This is a genomic window from Stenotrophomonas sp. 14P6.2.3 (assembly GCF_057799055.1).
In genome coordinates this window covers 51,953-69,798 of the sequence record NZ_JBYOLA010000016.1, presented here as the reverse complement: position 1 = coordinate 69,798, position 17,846 = coordinate 51,953, and the positions used below count along the sequence as shown (strand labels likewise).

At 66.4% G+C, this 17,846-nt stretch carries 11 protein-coding genes; 2 read left to right on the top strand and 9 right to left on the bottom strand.

Features of this window, described 5'->3' with window-relative positions; all coding sequences use genetic code 11:
- Nucleotides 1-79 precede the first annotated feature (79 nt).
- Entirely contained in the window at nucleotides 80-952 is an 873-nt protein-coding gene (locus tag AC27VL_RS13735; RefSeq protein ID WP_180166977.1) for a crotonase/enoyl-CoA hydratase family protein, read from the top strand.
- 105 nt (nucleotides 953-1,057) lie between these two features.
- On the opposite strand, the gene AC27VL_RS13730 is transcribed toward AC27VL_RS13735, so the two are convergent.
- The 8 genes from AC27VL_RS13730 to AC27VL_RS13695 all read right to left on the bottom strand — a co-directional run bounded on the left by AC27VL_RS13730 (nucleotide 1,058) and on the right by AC27VL_RS13695 (nucleotide 13,346).
- Complete coding sequence (locus AC27VL_RS13730) at nucleotides 1,058-3,229, bottom strand: response regulator (protein WP_488766942.1); 2,172 nt, start codon at nucleotides 3,227-3,229, stop codon at nucleotides 1,058-1,060.
- A complete protein-coding gene (gene rpfG, locus AC27VL_RS13725) occupies nucleotides 3,226-4,371 on the bottom strand; it encodes a cyclic di-GMP phosphodiesterase response regulator RpfG (RefSeq protein ID WP_089240946.1) in 1,146 nt (381 codons plus the stop codon). Before rpfG ends, AC27VL_RS13730 begins: the two co-directional genes overlap by 4 nt.
- A gap of 203 nt (nucleotides 4,372-4,574) precedes the next feature.
- On the bottom strand, nucleotides 4,575-6,086 hold the full coding sequence (lysS, locus tag AC27VL_RS13720; RefSeq protein WP_488766940.1) for a lysine--tRNA ligase: 1,512 nt from the start codon (nucleotides 6,084-6,086) through the stop codon (nucleotides 4,575-4,577).
- A 518-nt stretch (nucleotides 6,087-6,604) separates the two neighbouring features.
- Complete coding sequence (locus tag AC27VL_RS13715; protein WP_100552445.1) at nucleotides 6,605-8,245, bottom strand: acetolactate synthase large subunit; 1,641 nt, start codon at nucleotides 8,243-8,245, stop codon at nucleotides 6,605-6,607.
- 75 nt (nucleotides 8,246-8,320) lie between these two features.
- Nucleotides 8,321-9,712: an NAD-dependent succinate-semialdehyde dehydrogenase gene (locus tag AC27VL_RS13710; RefSeq protein ID WP_100552444.1), complete on the bottom strand. Its 1,392-nt coding sequence runs from the start codon at nucleotides 9,710-9,712 to the stop codon at nucleotides 8,321-8,323.
- 693 nt (nucleotides 9,713-10,405) lie between these two features.
- Nucleotides 10,406-11,188: a helix-turn-helix transcriptional regulator gene (locus AC27VL_RS13705; RefSeq protein WP_488766937.1), complete on the bottom strand. Its 783-nt coding sequence runs from the start codon at nucleotides 11,186-11,188 to the stop codon at nucleotides 10,406-10,408.
- Between the two features lie 99 nt (nucleotides 11,189-11,287).
- A protein-coding gene (prfB, locus tag AC27VL_RS13700) for a peptide chain release factor 2 (protein ID WP_099818762.1) occupies nucleotides 11,288-12,413 on the bottom strand; the annotation gives its coding sequence in 2 pieces (ribosomal slippage) (nucleotides 11,288-12,337 and nucleotides 12,339-12,413; 1,125 coding nt in all).
- Between the two features lie 90 nt (nucleotides 12,414-12,503).
- On the bottom strand, nucleotides 12,504-13,346 hold the full coding sequence (locus AC27VL_RS13695; protein WP_100554112.1) for a LytTR family DNA-binding domain-containing protein: 843 nt from the start codon (nucleotides 13,344-13,346) through the stop codon (nucleotides 12,504-12,506).
- A 197-nt stretch (nucleotides 13,347-13,543) separates the two neighbouring features.
- On the opposite strand from AC27VL_RS13695, the gene AC27VL_RS13690 reads away from it, so the two are divergent.
- Nucleotides 13,544-14,755 (top strand): acyltransferase family protein, encoded by a 1,212-nt coding sequence (locus AC27VL_RS13690; RefSeq protein WP_488766935.1) that lies wholly within the window; start codon nucleotides 13,544-13,546, stop codon nucleotides 14,753-14,755.
- 102 nt (nucleotides 14,756-14,857) lie between these two features.
- On the opposite strand, the gene AC27VL_RS13685 is transcribed toward AC27VL_RS13690, so the two are convergent.
- Nucleotides 14,858-17,773 (bottom strand): DUF2135 domain-containing protein, encoded by a 2,916-nt coding sequence (locus AC27VL_RS13685; RefSeq protein WP_488766933.1) that lies wholly within the window; start codon nucleotides 17,771-17,773, stop codon nucleotides 14,858-14,860.
- Between the last annotated feature and the right edge of the window lie 73 nt (nucleotides 17,774-17,846).

The window sequence follows — 17,846 nt, the reverse complement described above, 5'->3', positions numbered from 1 at the left end:
TAGCATCGCCGCGTGAGTGGACCGTTCGGCCCGCCGGCCACCACCTTGATCTGCGGGCCGCACCGCCGAGGACCCTTCCATGAGTACCATCGAAAAGCTGCCCAGCAGCGGCTCGCCCTATGCCACCATCCGCACCCAGGACAGCGCCGACGGCGCCGCCCACTGGCTGTTCATGCACGCCGACGCCTCCACCGGCGTGCGTCCCTGCTGCCGCAAGGACATGCTGGACGAGATGTGGAGCTACATGAGCGCCATCACCCGCGGCCCGGCGCAGCGCCACAGCGGCCAGCTGCGCCATTTCGTGCTGGCCTCCGACGCCGCCGCCTACAACCTGGGCGGCGACCTGGACCTGTTCACCCGGCTGATCCGGGAAGGCAACCGCGACCTGCTGCTGACCTACGCCCAACGCTGCGTGGAAGGCGTGCACCACCTGCACACCGGCTTCGGCGGCGACGTCCGCTCGATCGCCCTGATCCAGGGCGACGCATTGGGTGGCGGCCTGGAAATGGCACTGGCCTGCCACACCATCGTGGCCGAGGAAGGCTGCGGCATGGGCCTGCCCGAAGTGCTGTTCGGCCTGTTCCCGGGCATGGGCGCCTATTCGTTCCTGTGCCGCCGGGTGTCACCGCAGCTGGCCGAGAAGATCATCCTCGACGGCCGTGTCTACAGCGCCGAGGAGATGCACGCGATGGGCGTGGTCGACGTTCTGGTCAGGAAAGGTGAAGGCCGCAGTGCAGTGGAAGAGATGATCCGCCAGCAGCAGCGCCTGCCGCAGTCGTACCTGGCAATGAATGCCGCGCGCAACCTGGCGCAGGCGGTCAGCTATGACGAACTGCTGGAAATCACCAAGGTCTGGGTCGATTCGGCACTGGCCCTGGGCGATCGTTCGCTGCGCACCATGGACCGCTTGATCAAGGCGCAGACCCGACGCGCCAATCTGGATGTGGCCTGATACGTTCCCCTCCCCCGCAGGGTTCAAGCCCGGCTGGCCACCGGGCTTTTTTTATGGGGCGCGCGAGCATGGGCAACCCGCCGCACAGGTCGGGCAGGCCCGGCGCTAGCGTTCACCATCGTCAGCCACGCCACGTGCCTTGCGTTCGGCGCGCGCATCGAGCGCATGCCGGCCTTCCTTGATCGCCCCCTGCAGCACCGCAAGACGCTGCCGCCATTCGGCTTTCAGCTGCCAATCGGCCATCCGCATCAATTCGCCGGCGCGGTTGGACGCGCGTACCAGGCCGAGGTTGCTGGCCACGCCCTTGATCGCGTGCGACTGCTCGCGGAAAGCGTCCCAGCGTGCCGCTTCGCCATCGCCTTCGGCCTTGCGCAGGCACGATTCGGCATCATCCAGGCACTGGCGGATGAACTCGCGCTCGAAACCCTCGCCCATTCCCAGCGACGCCAGTTCATCAAGCACGCCGGTATCAAGCACGCCATCGAGGTTGGTGACGGTACGCACGATCGGCGGCGCACTGGACTTGAGCTGGGCGTTGTTGGCGATCTCGGCCAGGGTGTCCAGCAGGCGCACGGCCACCACAGGCTTGGCCAGGAACGCGTGTGCAGCGGCCTGGGTACAGCGCTGGATCGCCTCAGGAGTAACGTCGGCGCTGAGCACCAGCACCGGCGTGCGCGGGCCGCCACCGGCCTGCATCACCCGCAGCTCCTTCAGCATGTCCAGGCCACTCATGCCCGGCATGTGCAGATCGACGATGGCCGCATCGAACTCGCTTTCGGCCAGTGCGTCGAGCACCGCCTCGCCACCATCGACGCAAAGCACCTTGTGCCCGGCCTTCTGCAGCAGCCGCTGCAGCACCATGCGGTTGGCCTCGTGGTCGTCGGCGACCAGGATCTGCATGCTGCGCACCCGCGCGCGATGGCGCAGGAACGGGTCGGCGAACGCAATGACGTTACCGCCAGCATCGGCTTCGTCGCCCGCAGCGAGGGTCGGCACCGCACCCGGAACCACCGGCTGCGGCGGCGCGAACGGCAGTTCCACCCAGAAGTGGCTGCCTTGCGGCGGGTTGTCCAGATACCCGATCTCGCCGTCCATCGCTTCGACCAGCCCCTTGGCGATCGTCGTGCCCAGGCCGGTACCTTCATGGCGACGGGCCATGCTGACGTCGGCCTGCTCGAAGGCCTCGAACAGACGCGGGCGCATCGCCGGTGCGACGCCGATGCCGGTATCGAGAATGTCGAATCGCAGCCGCACCCCACCCTGCGTGTCTGCATGGACAACGCAGACGCGGATCTCGACCCGGCCATGATCGGTGAACTTGACCGCGTTGCCGGCCAGGTTGAGCAGGATCTGCCGCAGATGCCCGACATCGCCGCGCAACGTCGGCGGCACGGTCTCGGCCACCTTCACCCGATAGTCCAGGCGCTTGGCCTTGGCCTGCGGCAACAGGATCAGGCCGATGGCCTGGATCACTTCGGAAAGGACGAAATCCTCGGCAACGACGCGCAGTTTGCCGGCCTCGATCGCCGAGATGTCCAGCACTTCCTCGACCAGCGCCAGCAGGCTGCGCGATGACGCCTGGATGGTACTCACGCACTCACGCTGTTCGTCGTCCAGGCGCGTGGTCGCCAATACTTCTGTCATGCCATTCAATCCATTGAGTGGGGTACGAAACTCGTGGCTCATGTTGGCCAGGAATCGACTCTTGGCTTCGCTGGCGCGCCGCGCCTCGGCCATCGCTTCGGTCAACTGCCGCAGCAGCGTGGAAAAATACAGGGGAACCGCCGCCAGGCCAAGCCACAGGCCGATGGCCAGGCGTGCGTTCTGCTGCCAGTACGGGGTGGACAGTGCGGTGCTGCCGAAGCTGACCATCGCCATCGCCACGGCCACATACAGGTAGTGGTTGCCGAAGCGCATGCCGTTGCCCACCGTCACCCACATCACCACGATGTAGACCCACGACAGCGGCTCACCCATCTGGATCATGCCGGCGGCGATCAGCCCGTAGTCGGCCAGCATGCCCAGCACGCGCCGGGGATCGGAGCGCTGCGGTCGCCACAGCAGCCAGCCGAACAACAGCAGCGACAGGCTCAGGCCGGTCAGCACGATCGCCAGCACACCGACATACTGGCTGTGCGGCAGTTCATGCCGTGCCGAAGGCAGCAGCACGTACGCCAGGATCAAACTTATCAGGATGATGCGGACGATCTGCTGTCCGTGCTCGCTGTCCTGTCGCTGGGACAGGCGCAGCCGCAATCGCGACAGCAGCCGTTTCACGCGCCCAGTCCCGGCCGTGCAGAGGCGATGGAGTGCTCGGCGCAGATCTGTTCCAACTGCTCGCGGCCGCGCAGCAATGCATCCACGCAACGCGGATCGAACAGACGCCCACGCTGGGCGTACAGGTAGGCCATGGTGGCTTCCATCGTCCACGCTTCCTTGTAGGGGCGTGGCGAGATCAGCGCATCGAATACGTCGGCCACCGCGACGATACGCGCCTCCAGCGGAATCGCGTCGCCGACCAGGCCATCGGGATAACCGCTGCCGTCGTAGCGCTCGTGGTGACGCAGCGCGATCAATGCACCGACCTGGATGAAGCGGTTCTGGCTGCCACTGAGCAGTTCATGTCCAATGCGCGGATGCCGACGCATGATCGCCAGCTCCTCATCATTGAGCTTGCCCTGCTTGAGCAGCACCGCATCGGGAATGGCGATCTTGCCCATGTCATGCAGCGGCGCAGCCATTTCGATCAGTTTGACGTCGTCTTCCGGCAGGCCCAGCTGCTCGGCGATCAGGCCCGCCACGCGCGCCATCCGTTCAAGGTAGGCACTGGTTCCGGCATCACGAAACTCGATCGCACGTGCCAGCCGCGAAAGCGTCTCGCGCTCGCGCTCCTCCACCTCATGCATGCTGGCCAGCAGCCGCTGCTCCAATGACAGCGCACGCTGCTTCACGTTCTCGGTCTGCTGGCGCAACTGCAACAGGTTGTAGCAGCGTGCGCGCAGCTCGCGCGGGCGGATCGGCTTGACCAGGAAATCGATCACGCCGGCTTCGAGCGCCGCCTGCCGGATCGGCTCGTCGCCGACCACGGTGATCAGGATCACCGGGATATCGCGATGCTTGGGCAGCCGGCGGAAGCGGCGGGCGAATTCCAGCCCGTCCATCTCCGGCATGCGGTAATCGAGAAGCAGCAGGTCGACCGGATACGATTCGCACCATGCCAACGCGGTCAACGGATCGCCGAAGTCATGCACGCTCAGTTCCGGCGCGATGTCTTCGATGACGTGACGAAGCATCGTCCGTGCGGAAGTCTGGTCATCGACGATGACGATGTTCAAGGCGTTCTCTGCCTGCTTTCTCGACCATGCTGAAAGGTCAGCGGGCGAGGATACCCCGCCGCTGTGCACGCTGGCACCCTGCATCGGCTCGACTCCCGTCACAAGCTCCCCGATTCATGATCGTCGTCACAATGTGAAGCGGATTCTCCACATTGCGGCCTCCCCTGACGCCATCAAGCCATAGCCGGTGTCAAGGTTGTGCAATAACGATACGCCGAGTGCGGGACGCGTCAATCGCGCCGTCTCAAACCGAGACGGCGCGCACAAACGGACGCCGAAAAAGCCGGTTACTGCTCCGGACGCATGTACGGGAACAGCAGCACGTCGCGGATCGAGCTGCTGCCGGTCAGCAGCATCACCAGGCGATCGACGCCGATGCCGAGGCCGCCGGTCGGCGCCATGCCGTACTCCAGCGCACGGATGTAGTCGGCGTCGTAGTGCATGGCCTCGTCGTCGCCGCCTTCCTTCGCCGCCACCTGCGCCTGGAAGCGCTGGGCCTGGTCTTCCGGGTCGTTCAGCTCGGAGAAGCCGTTGGCCAGTTCCTTGCCGTTGACGAACAGTTCGAAACGGTCGGTGTAGCCCGGATCGTTGTCGTTGGCGCGGGCCAGCGGCGAGACCTCCACCGGGTGATCGGTGATGAAGGTCGGCTGGATCAGGGTGTGTTCGACGGTGGCTTCGAAGATCTCAAGCAGCAGCTTGCCCCAGCCGTAGGACGCCTTGACGCGGATCTTCAAGCGCTCGCAATGGCGCAGCAGCGCATCACGGTCGGTGCAGTCGGCCGCGGAGATTTCCGGGTTGTGGTGGCGTACCGCCTCGTCCATGCGCCAGCGGCGGAACGCCGGGCCCAGGTCGATGTTCGCGCCGTCCCACTCAACCGTGGTGGAGCCGTTGACCGCCTGCGCCACGTCACGGATCACGCCTTCGGTCAGGTCCATGATCTCGTTGTACGTGGCATACGCCTCGTACAGTTCCATCATGGTGAATTCCGGGTTGTGGCGGGTGCTGACGCCTTCGTTGCGGAAGTTGCGGTTGATTTCGTAGACGCGCTCCAGGCCACCGACGGTCAGGCGCTTGAGGTACAGCTCCGGCGCCACGCGCAGGTACAGGTCAAGGTCCAGCGCGTTGTGGTGGGTGGTGAACGGCTTGGCCGCCGCGCCGCCCGGGATGTAATGCATCATCGGCGTCTCGACTTCGAGGAAGTCGCGGTTGTCCAGCCATGCACGCATCGCACGGATGATCTTCGAGCGCTTGATGAACACCGCGCGCGACTCCGGCGTCACGATCAGGTCGACATAGCGCTGGCGGTAGCGCTGCTCGACGTCGGCCAGGCCGTGCCACTTGTCCGGCAGCGGGCGCAGCGACTTGGTCAGCAGGCGGATCGACTCGGCTTTGACCGACAGCTCGCCGGTCTTGGTACGGGTCAGGCCACCTTCGACCGCAATGATGTCGCCCACGTCCCAGCCCTTGAAGGCGGTGTAGGCATCGCCCAGCACGCTGCCCTGCAGGAACAGCTGGATGCGGCCGGATTCGTCCTGGATCTGGGCGAAGCTGGCCTTGCCCATGACCCGCTTGGCCATCAGGCGACCGGCCATCTTCACCTGGCGGCCGTTGCCTTCCAGGGTTTCGGCGGTCCACTGTTCCGCGTCGGCGAACTCGTCCTGCAGGCTGCCGGCGAAGTCCTCGCGACGGAAGTCGTTCGGGTACGCGATGCCCTGCCCACGCAGCGCTTTGAGTTTCTCACGGCGCTCGGCGATCAACTTGTTTTCGTCGACGGGGGGGGTATCGGTAGCTTCGCTCATGGATCTGCGGGAATCGTGTAGTGAGGGGGAGTCTTGCGCCCGGCACAGCCGGTTGCCCAGCATACCAAAAGCGCCCTGCCCCGGCCTCTGGGCGGCCCCTCCCCTGCCGTGGGCCACCCCTGCTCCGGCAGCCGCCAACCCAGGTTGGCGATTCATCGTGTGTCGACCAAGGTCGACACCTACCGGATATCGCGGCACCGACGCCCTGGTAGCCGCCAACCTTGGTTGGCGATTCATCGTGTGTCGACCAAGGTCGACACCTACCGGATATCGCGGCACCGACGCCCAGGTAGCCGCCAATCTTGGTTGGCGCCCCCGTGTCGACCAAGGTCGACACCTACCGGATATCGCGGCACCGACGCCCTGGTAGCCGCCAACCTTGGTTGGCGCCCCCGTGTCGACCAAGGTCGACACCTACCGGATATCGCGGCACCGACGTCCTGGTAGCCGCCAACCTTGGTTGGCGCCCCCCCCCCCGTGTCGACCAAGGTCGACACCTACCGGGCCATGCCCCGGATTCACCCGTTCCCCGGGAACGCCTGCCGCAGCTCGTCCACCAGCACCCGCTGGTTCTCCGAATAATCAATCGGCACCGACACCAGGTGCACGCCGCCCGCGGTGAACGCCGCTTCCAGCGTCGGAATGAACTGCTCGATCGCGGTCACCTCATGCCCCTGGCAGCCATAGGCCTCGGCGTATTTGACGAAGTCCGGATTGCCGAAGGTCATGCCGTAGTCGGCGAAACCATCCACCGCCTGCTTCCAGCGGATCATGCCGTAGGCGCCGTCGTTGAGGATCAGCACCACCAGGTTCAGGCCCAGCCGGCGCGCCGTCTCCAGCTCCTGGCTGTTCATCATGAAACCGCCATCGCCACATACCGCCAGCACGCGGCGCTGCGGGTACAGGATCGAGGCCATGATCGCCGACGGCAGGCCCGCACCCATCGTCGCCAATGCGTTGTCCAGCAGCAGCGTGTTCGCCACCTGGGTGCGGTAATTGCGCGCAAACCAGATCTTGTACATGCCGTTGTCCAGCGCAACGATGCCGTCCGGCGGCATCACCTGGCGCACGTCATGCACCAGCCGCTGCGGCGTGAAGCCGGCCTCTTCGGCACGATCGGCGATGTGCTCCAGGATCGTCGCACGCAACGGCAGCAGCGCCGCGGCGTTGTCGACCTTGCCTTCGATGCGGTCGGCCAGCAGGGTCAGCGAACGGCCGATATCGCCGATCACCTCCACCTGCGGGAAATACACCTGCTCAACCGCGGCCTGCGAATAGCCGATGTGGATGACCGTGCGGCCACCCGGGCGCATCACGAACGGCGGCTTCTCCGTCACCTCGTGGCCAATGGTCACGATCACGTCGGCCTGGTCGATGGCCATGTGCACGTAGTCGCGCTCGCTCAGCGCCGCCGTGCCCATGTACAGGCCCGAGCCGCCGGCCACCGCGCCCTTGCCCATCTGCGTGGTGACGAACGGAATGCCGGCGCGCAGCACGAAGGCCGACAGCGCCTCGCTGGACTGCGGCCGCGATGCCGCCGACGCGATCACCAGCAACGGCCGCTTGGCGTCGCGGATGATCTGCGCCGCGCGATCCAATGCCTCGGGGCTGGCAATCGGCCGATCCACCGGGTGCGGCGGAATCATTGCGACGTCCTCGACCTCCATCGCCGCAATGTCCTCGGGCAATTCCAGCAGCACCGGGCCGGGGCGTTCTTCCAGGGCCGTGCGGAACGCCTCGCGCACGATGATCGGGATGGTGCGTGCCGAGACGATCTGCCGTGCGGACTTGGTCAGCGGCTTCATCGTGCCGACGATGTCCACGATCTGGAAGCGCGCCTGCTTGCTGGCAACGATGCCCTTCTGCCCGGTGATCATGATTACCGGCCACGCACCGAGCAGTGCATAGGCCGCACCGGTGGTGAAGTTCAGTGCGCCCGGGCCGAGCGTGGCCAGGCAGACGCCCGGCTTGCCGGTCAGGCGGCCATAGGTGGCGGCCATGAACACGGCAGCCTGTTCGTGGCGGGTGATGACCAGCTCGATGCTGGAGTGGCGAAGCGACTCGACGACATCGAGGTTCTCTTCACCGGGAATGCCAAAAATGCGCTCGACGCCCTCGTTTTCGAGTGCGGCGACGAGCAGATCGGAACCCTTGGACATGGAATGACGTCCTTCTCGCAATGCGTGATGATGGAACGTTGCAGGGATGCTGACAGGAAGCGTGGATGGTCCGCGTCAACGACGGTCGAACCACACCGTCTGCGCGTTGACGAATTCGCGGATACCGAAGTGCGACAGCTCGCGGCCGAAGCCACTTTTCTTCACGCCTCCGATCGGCACGCGCGGATCGGAGGCCGAGAAGCCGTTGACGAACACGCCACCGGTCTGCAGACGGCGTGCCAGCTGCATCGCGCGGGCGTGGTCGCCCGTCCACAGATTGCCGCTGAGCCCGAACTCGCTCTGGTTGGCCAGTTCCACCGCATGATCGGCATCGCGCGCGCGGCTGATCGATGCCACCGGCCCGAAGGTCTCGGTGTCGAAGGCCTGCATTCCCGGCTCGACGCCGGCCAGCACGGTGGGGGCATAGAAGCTGCCGGGGCGATCGAGCTGCTTGCCGCCCACCAGCAGCTGCGCACCGGCCTCGACCGAGGCGCGCACCTGCGCATCAAGCTGTTCAAGCAGGTCCTGGCGGGCCATCGGGCCGATCCGGTTGCCGGCCTCTCGGCCATCGCCCACGGTCAGCGCCTGCACCCGCTCGCAGAACAACGCCACGAAGCGCTCGTACACCGGCGCTTCGACGATGATGCGCTTGCCGGCAATGCACACCTGCCCGGTGTTCTGGAAACGCGAGGCCACAGCAGCATCGACCGCGGCATCGAGGTCGGCGTCAGCCAGCACGATGAACGGATCCGAGCCACCCAGTTCAAGTACCACCTTCTTCAGCGCCTGCCCGGCCTGCGCGGCGATGCTGCGTCCCGCGGCGACGCTGCCGGTCAGGGTCACTGCCGCGATGCGGTCATCGGCGATGGCAGCACTGGTGCCCTCGCGGCTGATGTTGGCGGCGATGAAGGCGCCCTCCGGCAGGCCCGCATCGCGCCACGCAGCGGCGAGCAGCGCGGCGGTGCCGACGATGTTTTCGGCAGGCTTCAGCAGGAAGCCATTGCCGCCCATGAGGATCGGCACGGCCGCGCGCATCACCTGCCAGTACGGGAAGTTCCACGGCATGATGCCGAGCACCACGCCCAGCGGCAGATAGGAGACATAGGCCTTGTTGTCGGCCACCGCCGTCGGCTCGTCGCGCAGGAACGCCGCGCCGTTGTCGGCGTACCAGTCACACAGGACCGCGCACTTCTCGATCTCAGCCAGCGACTCGGCGTGGACCTTGCCCATCTCGGCGGTGGCCAGCTCGGCCAGGGGCTGGCGGTCGCGACGCAGCACGGCCGCCATCGCACGCAGCACGCCCGCGCGTTGTTCGAGTGACTGCGCACTCCAGGCAGCAAAGCCGGCCTGTCCGCGATCAAGGATCGCTTCCAGCTCGGCGTCAGTGGCGAAGGGGTGGCTGGCGATCTGCTGGCCGGTGGCCGGATCGCGGGAAATGGCAGCGGGGGCTGCGGGGGAAGCGGACATGCAGGTCTCCTGTTGTCTCGACAACGGGCGGCTGCCCGTTTCCTGACAAGGAATGTGGACCCGATCGGCAAAGGCAACAAGGCGTCTGTCTATCCTGTGACCTGCACTTACCTGCCTGAATAGGGTTTGTTTCCTGGCAGGGCTTGCAGCCCTGCACCCGCGGTAGTGCCGGCCGCTGGCCGGCAACCTCAGTAGCCGAAGCAACAGCAACAGCGGCACTCCGTGGGATGGCGGGGTGGGTCCGGTGGCGGGAGACGCCGTAAACCCATCCCTGGGGGCTTGGCCGCGGCATCCATGCCGCGGACACTCCCGCAACCGGACCCACCCCGCCTTCGACAATTTCCTGCTGCTGTTGGTAGGTGTCGACCTTGGTCGACACAGTGGATCCACGCCATGCGTGGATGAATCTCCATCGAAATCAAATATCTCGAATCGAAATCGAAAAGCATCCACGCATGGCGTGGATCTACCCGATCGCGGGGATCTGTCAGAGGCGGGGCGGTGTCGGATTGCGGGGTGTCCGCGGCATGGATGCCGCGGCCAAGCCCCCATGGATGGGTTCACGGCGTCCCCGCAATCCGACACCGCCCCGCCATCCCACGGAATACCAGCTTTTGCTGTTGCTACTGAGGTTGCCGGCCAACGGCCGGCACTGCAGCAGGTGCAGGGCTGCAAGCCCTGCCGAACAACCCTCTACCTGCGCGGCAGGTAGGTGACAAGTGACAGGTCATGCCGGCTCTCCGGCACCAGCGCCACGTACTGCAGGTCCAGCAGCCCGCGCGTGGGATGGTTCAGCTTCTTGGCACCTTCGTCGAAACGACGCACATCGTGCTCCGGCCACCACTCACGGAACTGCTCGCTGTGCGTACCGATGTCCTCGGCCAGCGCCAGGAACGGCGCCTTGTCCGGTGCCTGCGCCATCGCCGCACGGAAGCTGGCCAGCAGGCCGCGGGTCATTTCTTCCCAGTTGAGGATCAACGTTCTGTACGGCGGATACAGGAACATCAGCCGCAGCGTATTGCGCTCGTGCGGCGCCAACTGACCGTAGTCGACAAACAGATCGGCGATGGCCGAATTCCAGGCCAGGATGTCGAAACGGGTATTGCGCACGTAGGCCGGGATCGGCTGCATCGCCTCCACCAGCTGGCGCAGGCCGTCGGTCACCGTTTCGTCGGGGGACTCCAGCGGCACCCCGTAGCCGGACAGCGCGAACGCGTAGGCGCGCTCGTCGTCGCTCATCCGCAGCACCTGCGCCAGGCGCTCCAGCACCTCGGGCGAGGCCCGCACTTCGCGGCCCTGCTCGATCCAGGTGTACCAGCTGACGCTGACCCCGATCGCCAGCGCGACTTCCTCGCGCTTCAGGCCCGGCGTGCGCCTGCGCCCCGCGGGCAGCCCCAGTGTTGCTGGCTCGACCCGAGCGCGGCAGGCCTTGAGAAAGCCACCCAGTTCCTTGCGTTCGGCTTCACTGCGCATCATCGCCCTGCCCTGCAGGTTTCAACAGCATTGCGGGACGCCGATGACGTCCCGCAACGCAGGGCCCGGGCAGCGGACGGTACCGCTGTCGCCGGGCACGCATCAGGCATCGATGCGCTTGGAGCCGACCGCCAGGCCGGCCTTCAGGCTGGCCTCGACGAATTCGTCCAGGTCGCCGTCGAGCACCTTCTGCGTATCCGAACGCTCGATGCCGGTGCGCAGGTCCTTGATACGGCTCTGGTCGAGCACGTAGTTGCGGATCTGGCTGCCCCAGCCGATGTCGGACTTGGTGGCTTCCACCGCATCACGCTCGGCATTGCGCTTCTGGATTTCCAGCTCGTACAGCTTGGCGGCCAGCATCTTCATCGCGTTGTCGCGGTTCTGGTGCTGGCTGCGGCCGGTCTGGCAGGCCACGACCGTGTTGGTCGGGATGTGGGTGATACGCACAGCCGACTCGGTCTTGTTGACGTGCTGACCACCGGCACCGGACGAGCGGTACACGTCGGTACGCAGATCGGCCGGATTGATGTCGATTTCGATGTTGTTGTCCACTTCCGGCGACACGAACACCGAGGTGAAGCTGGTATGGCGGCGGTTGTCCGAGTCGAACGGCGACTTGCGCACCAGGCGGTGCACGCCGGTCTCGGTCTTCAGCCAGCCATAGGCGTAATCACCTTCCACGCGCAGCGTGGCCGACTTGATGCCCGCGACGTCGCCACCGGACACTTCCATCAGCTCGGTCTTCCAGCCACGCGATTCACACCAGCGCAGGTACATGCGCAGCAGGATCTCGGCCCAGTCCTGGGCTTCGGTGCCACCGGCGCCGGCCTGGATGTCGACGAACGCCGGGGCGGTGTCCATCTGGCCGGAGAACATGCGCTGGAACTCCAGCTTTTCCACGTGCGCTTGGTGCTTGTCCAGGTCGGCCACCACGGCCAGCGCGGTGTCCTCGTCCTGTTCGGACTCGGCCAGCTCCAGCAGTTCGGTGGCGTCGCTCAGGCCTTCCAGCACCGCGGCGATGCCGCCCACGGTCTTTTCCAGGGTCGAGCGCTCGCGCCCCAGGTTCTGGGCGTACTCGGCGTTGTTCCAGACGTCGGGGCTTTCCAGCTCCCGCGTTACTTCTTCAAGACGCTCTTTCTTGGCGTCGTAGTCAAAGATACCCCCGGAGCGACAACACGCGATCGGTCAGATCGGCGATGCGCTGGCGGACAGGATTCAGTTCGATCATGTCGGCGGTTATGCATTCAAAAGATGACTGCAAATGATACCGCAGCCCGGAGTGAACCGGCGCAAAAGCCAGGTTCGTACAGCCCCGGCCCTACCCGCCCAGTGCCTGCCGCAGCAGCGGCAGCTGGCGCCGGCTGCACGGCACCCGGGCCCCGTCAGCCATGTGCAGCAAGGCCTCGCCGCCATCCAGCGGCTCAATCGAGCGCAGCTGGTCACGATTGACCAGCCAGCTGCGGTGGCTGCGCAGGAACAGGACCGGGTCCAGCCGCGCTTCCAGCACCGCCATGGTGATCCGCAGCGGGTAGTCATGGCCGCGCACCCGCAGGTTCACGTAGTTGCCGGCGGCCTGGGCGTACTCGACATCGGCCGTGGCCACCAGGAACTCCTTGCCCAGCTTGCGCACCAGGAAATGGTCGGGACGATCGACCGGCTCGACCGGCGGGCCCTCATCGGGGGCGGCCAGAAGGGTCGCTTCGCCCTGCCTGCGCCGACCGAACCAGGCCACGGCATGTACCGCCGAGACCAGCAGCGCGTAGGTCTGGATGTCCTTGAAGAACTCATAGAACCATTGCGCCGGCCAGTCACCGAAGGTGTAGTGGCTGCCAAGCAAGGCGTGCGCGGCCTTGCGCAGCAGCACCATCCCACTCACGTGCAGCAGCCACCACGCGACCGCACCCAGCAGGTACGGCATCAGTCGCTGCCGCCAGGTATCGGCATGCAGCGGCCAGCGTGAGGCGGCACGGATCAACAACACCAACAGCAGCAGCGACACCAGCGCACTGCTGAATTCATCGATCGTCACCGCCATCCACTGCGGTGGCACTCCGTCACGCGCCGCCATCATCACCTTGGCCAGCACGTTGGCCGCCGCCGTACCCAGGAACAACAGGGCCCAGAACACGGCCACCTGCCGTCCTTGCCTGCTGCTGCCCATCGGTTCGCCACGCACTTGCGGGTCCTGCTGGTTGTGCTCGTCCATCACTGGATTATCGCCAACCACAGCCCCGGTGACGTACGCCATTCGTCCCCCAGCCCCGCCATTGGGCCCTGCGGGGCATCCAGCCGCCCCCTCCTGCTGGTGACACCCCGGAAGACCTTCCACTCTGCGACAACGCCAACACGGATGCCGCCATGACCCGCCGCCACGACCTCGACACCCTGCGCATCGGCGCCTTCGGGCTGTTGATCCTCTACCACGTGGCCATGGCGTACGTGGCCGGATGGGACTTCCACCTCAAGAGCGCTCACACGGCCGGGTGGCTGCAGTGGCCGATGATCGCGTTGAATCGCTGGCGCATGCCGCTGCTGTTCGCCATCTCCGGCATCGCGTTGGGCCTGTGCCTGCCCGCGCACGGCCGGTGGCGATTCGCGTTGCGGCGCGGCTGGCGCCTGTTGTTGCCGCTGCTTTTCGGCATCGTCACGGTCGTCTCGCTGCAGGCCTACTGCGAGGCGGTGGACAAGGGCGACGTCACGCAGGGGCTCGGCGCATTCCTGTTGCGCTACTGGCAATTCCGGCCGTGGCCGGGCGCCAGCTTCAGCGGTGCAGCCTATGGCTTCACCTGGAACCACCTGTGGTACCTGGCATACCTGATCCCCTACACGCTGCTGGCCATCCTGTTGGCCAGCATGTTGCGGCCGCTACGCCAGCGCCTGCCGGATCTGCCTCTGGGCGACCGTTGGATCGCCACGCTGGGCCTGCTGCTGCCGGTGCTGTGGCTGGCGTGGGCACTGCTGGTCATCCTGCCCGCGCACCCGCCAACCCATGCGCTGGTCGATGACCTGTACGTCCACGCCGAATCGCTGCCCCTGTTCTTCGGCGGCTTCCTTGCGGCGCGCTGGCAGCGTGGATGGGACCTGCTGGTGCGTGGCCGGCGGTTGACCCTGGTATTGGCCGTGATCGGGCTGACTGTCGAACTGGGCATCCGCGCACTGGCCCGGATGCCCGATGTCGGCGATCTGCCGGAGTGGGTGCTGTCGCTGCCATGGGCGCAGACCGAGCGCGTCGGCCGCGCGATGTACACCTGGTGCGCCCTGCTGGCCATCTTCGGCTGGGCGCAGGTCCTGCTTGCGCGACCCTGGCGTGGCCTGGGCTACTGCCGCGAGGCGGTCTTCAGCTGGTACATCCTGCACCAGACCGTGCTGATCGTACTGCTGCACTGGCTGCGGCCGCTGCAACTGGGCGCTTGGCTGGAGCCGGTTCTGGTGATCATCGGCACCATCAGTGGCTGCCTGTTGATCCATGAACTGCTGGTGCGGCGTGTGCGCTGGCTGCGGCCGCTGTTCGGGCTGCGTGCCGATCCACCAGAGTCACTGATCGCACGCGCCGCAACAGCACGGTTGTAGAGCCGAGCCCACGCTCGGCTGCTTCTGCCATGAGCCGAGCACAGGCTCGGCTCTACAGCGAAGCAGTCGAGCAAGCTCGACCCTACACGGGCGTCCCAGTGATCAACGCACCTCGAATTCGCCGACCAGCACGGTCTCAGCACGGTCCTTCAGCCGCATCGTCACCATCTGGTCCTTCTGCTTCGACGTGCCCCAATGAGTAGTCAGGCGCAGCATCAGCGTCGTCGCACCGGTCACCAGCTGCTGGCGGCTGCCGAAGTAGTTCGCCTCCACCTTGTACTTGCCGGGCTTGGCGTTGCGCAGCGAGAACTGTTCCGGGCCATAGCCACCGGTGAAATCCTGTGACATCTGCCCGCCCTGGTAGGTCAGACGGTTGCCGTAGTACGCGCGCTCGCCGTTCGGGTCGGTCACCCACAGGTCCATGTCGCTGTTGTCGGCATCCCAGGCCAGCACCACGCGCAGGTCCAGCGGCATCGCCTGCAGCAGGCGCGGGTCGATGCCCCGGGTGTCCAGGCGCGGCTTGCTGCCGGCCACCAGGTTGGTCAGCTCATCCAGGGCGATCAGCGCGATGCCGTCGAAACGGGAATCCCAAGGGCGCACGACCACCTGGTACAGCGGCGCCAACGCCTGCTGCGGTTTGCCCGCTGCAGCCAGTGCCAGGCCAAGGTCGCGGAAGCTCTGCGGTTCTTCCTTGCCCATCGCCAGCACCTGCTCGAACACCGGCACCGCCAGCGCCGGAGCGTCGGTCTGCAGCAACCGGTAGCCGAGCACGCGCAGCAGATGGCGATTGTCCAGCTCCATCTCGGCCAGGTTGGACAGCACGCGCAGGGCAAGATCGCGCTGCCCCTGTTCGATCAGCAGGTCGGCCACGTCGAGGAAGAATGCGCTGCTGTTGGCATGCGCATCGCGCTCGGCCAGATAGCGGTCATACAGTTGCGACGCCGGGCCCTGGCGCAGCCGCCGGGCGATGGCCGAGTCTGGCTGCCATGCCGCCAGCCGGATGCCGAGCTGACCGTCGTTGGCGGCAGAGGAAGGGGCAGCAAGGCCACTGGTGAGCGTGATCAGATCCAGCGCCTTGTTCGATGCAGGCGCTGAGCGACGTGCACGCGCACTGCTGGCTTCCATGCGCTGCTCGGCAGCCGCTGCCACCGGCGCGGGGGCGGGCGGAGCCGCCGGGGACGCCGCAGCAAGCATCGCTACCGGCGCCGAATCCATTGCGTAATCTGCAGACGCCACCTCCAGCGCCTTCGCGTCCGCCTGCGGAGGTGCGCCCTTCGGCCAGCTGCGGTTCCACCACTGCTGGCGCTGCTGCCACTGCGTCACCACCTTGTCCAGGCGCTGGCGGTCGGCCGCATCGCGGTCTGCAACCTGGCGCGCGAAGCGCTGGTCGTACTCGGCGCGCAGCTTGCCCGACGGTCGAATTGCATAGCGCAGGTAATCGTCCAGGGTTTCCAGCACGATCAGCGAGGTGTCCGGGCCCACCAGGCTGAACTGCTGCGACAGCAACTGCATCGCCTCGCGGTTGCTGCGTCGGTCGGTCGACAACTGCTGCAGACGCGCCTGTGCCCACAGGCCGGCCAACAGATCACCGTCTTCGCTCTTCTGCGTCGCGGGCAGTGCCTGCCACTCGCCGCCGGCCACGCGTACCCGCATCGGAACACCTTCGGCCGCCAACCGCGCATGCAACCACAGCCAGCCCTGGGCCTGGCTGCGGCGATCGATCACCACATCCTGCACGCCACGGCCGGCATCGATCTGGACATCCAGCGGTACCGACAGCAGTTCCCGTGCGGCGGCATCGACATCGCTGCCGAGTGCCACGAAACTGCCGCCATGCGCCTCGCTCCAGCCGCGCAGGCGGCTGGCATCGGTGCGTGCACCAGCACTGCTGATCGCGAACAGCCGCTGGTCGGCAGCCAACGCCGGCAGTGCTTCCGGCCCGTAGGTCAGCAGGCCATCGCTGACCATCAGGTATTCCTTCACCTCGGCCTGGGGCTGCCACTGCGCCAGTGCACTGGCACCATCCGGCTGTACCGCCATCAACGCCCGGCGCAGTTCACTCCAGTCGCCGCTGCGGATACGGAACCGACGCACAGGCTCCGCACGATCACGCAGCACGGTCAGTGCGACGTTGCCCTCGCCCATCGCCGCGAAGTAGCGATCAAGCAACGCCAACTCGCGAGTGCGGTCGCGCTGGCCAGCGGAACCGGAACCGTCCCACAGCAGCCCCACTTCCGACGGCACACGGCGCGGCGCGGCTGACGTCGGCACCGGCAGCTGTGCCAGCAGGTAATGACCGTCCTGCCAGCGTGCAACCTGCACCTGTGCCTTGCGCTCGGCCGGCAGCGTCCATTGCAGCTGGGCCGGCAACTGTGCGCCGCGCCCTTGCCAGTGCAGGCGGCCATCGGCGATGCGGAACGGTGCGCTGCCGGTGACAGCACCCTTCGGCGCCTGCACGTCCAGTTCAACGGCGGCGGCGCCGGCGACGAACTGCAGCGGCAATGTCCAACGCCAGCCCTGCCCGGCATATGCCAGCGGCTCGCGCACGACCAGCTGCACGCGGCGGCTGCCGCCGGCCGGCAGCGGATACACACGCAGCCGGAACTGGTTGCCCGCGGTCTGCTCCAACAGGCCCGGATCGACGCCCCGACGGGCGATCTCCTCGAACACCTGGCGACCGCGGTCCTTGGGCACCGGCACCGCCTCGCGCAGTTCGCCATTGATGTCCAGAGCAAAGCCAGTGATCTGCTGGCCCTCGCCCAGCGGGAACTGCAGTTCGCCTTCCAGCACGCGCTGATTGGGATTGTGGAACTCCAGGGTGATCCGGGTCTGGGCGATGCCGGCCTGCACCTCGCCCTCGATACGCGCCTGCCGCAGCTGCACGGGCTGTTCTGCTGCGGGTGCGATCAGCAGCGGCGTGGAGGCGATCGGCGGTGCCGGACGACGCGACGCTTGGGGCAATGCCGGCCAGGTTGCCAGGGCCAACAGCAGTACGGTGCAGCATCGGGCGAAGACCATGACAGGACTCCAGTGGGATCGTGATTGCTTGAACGCACCAAACGGGTGGATGGGGTTAACGCGATTCGATGCT

Bases quoted from the DNA above. Each gene is read 5' to 3' on its own strand.
- AC27VL_RS13735 (WP_180166977.1), top strand. From the start codon at position 80: ATGAGTACCATCGAAAAGCTGCCCAGCAGCGGCTCGCCCTATGCCACC.
- rpfG (WP_089240946.1), bottom strand. From the start codon at position 4,371: ATGCAGGGTGCCAGCGTGCACAGCGGCGGGGTATCCTCGCCCGCTGAC.
- lysS (WP_488766940.1), bottom strand. From the start codon at position 6,086: ATGAGCGAAGCTACCGATACCCCCCCCGTCGACGAAAACAAGTTGATC.
- AC27VL_RS13715 (WP_100552445.1), bottom strand. From the start codon at position 8,245: ATGTCCAAGGGTTCCGATCTGCTCGTCGCCGCACTCGAAAACGAGGGC.
- AC27VL_RS13710 (WP_100552444.1), bottom strand. From the start codon at position 9,712: ATGTCCGCTTCCCCCGCAGCCCCCGCTGCCATTTCCCGCGATCCGGCC.
- AC27VL_RS13705 (WP_488766937.1), bottom strand. From the start codon at position 11,188: ATGATGCGCAGTGAAGCCGAACGCAAGGAACTGGGTGGCTTTCTCAAG.
- AC27VL_RS13695 (WP_100554112.1), bottom strand. From the start codon at position 13,346: ATGGGCAGCAGCAGGCAAGGACGGCAGGTGGCCGTGTTCTGGGCCCTG.
- AC27VL_RS13690 (WP_488766935.1), top strand. From the start codon at position 13,544: ATGACCCGCCGCCACGACCTCGACACCCTGCGCATCGGCGCCTTCGGG.
- AC27VL_RS13685 (WP_488766933.1), bottom strand. From the start codon at position 17,773: ATGGTCTTCGCCCGATGCTGCACCGTACTGCTGTTGGCCCTGGCAACC.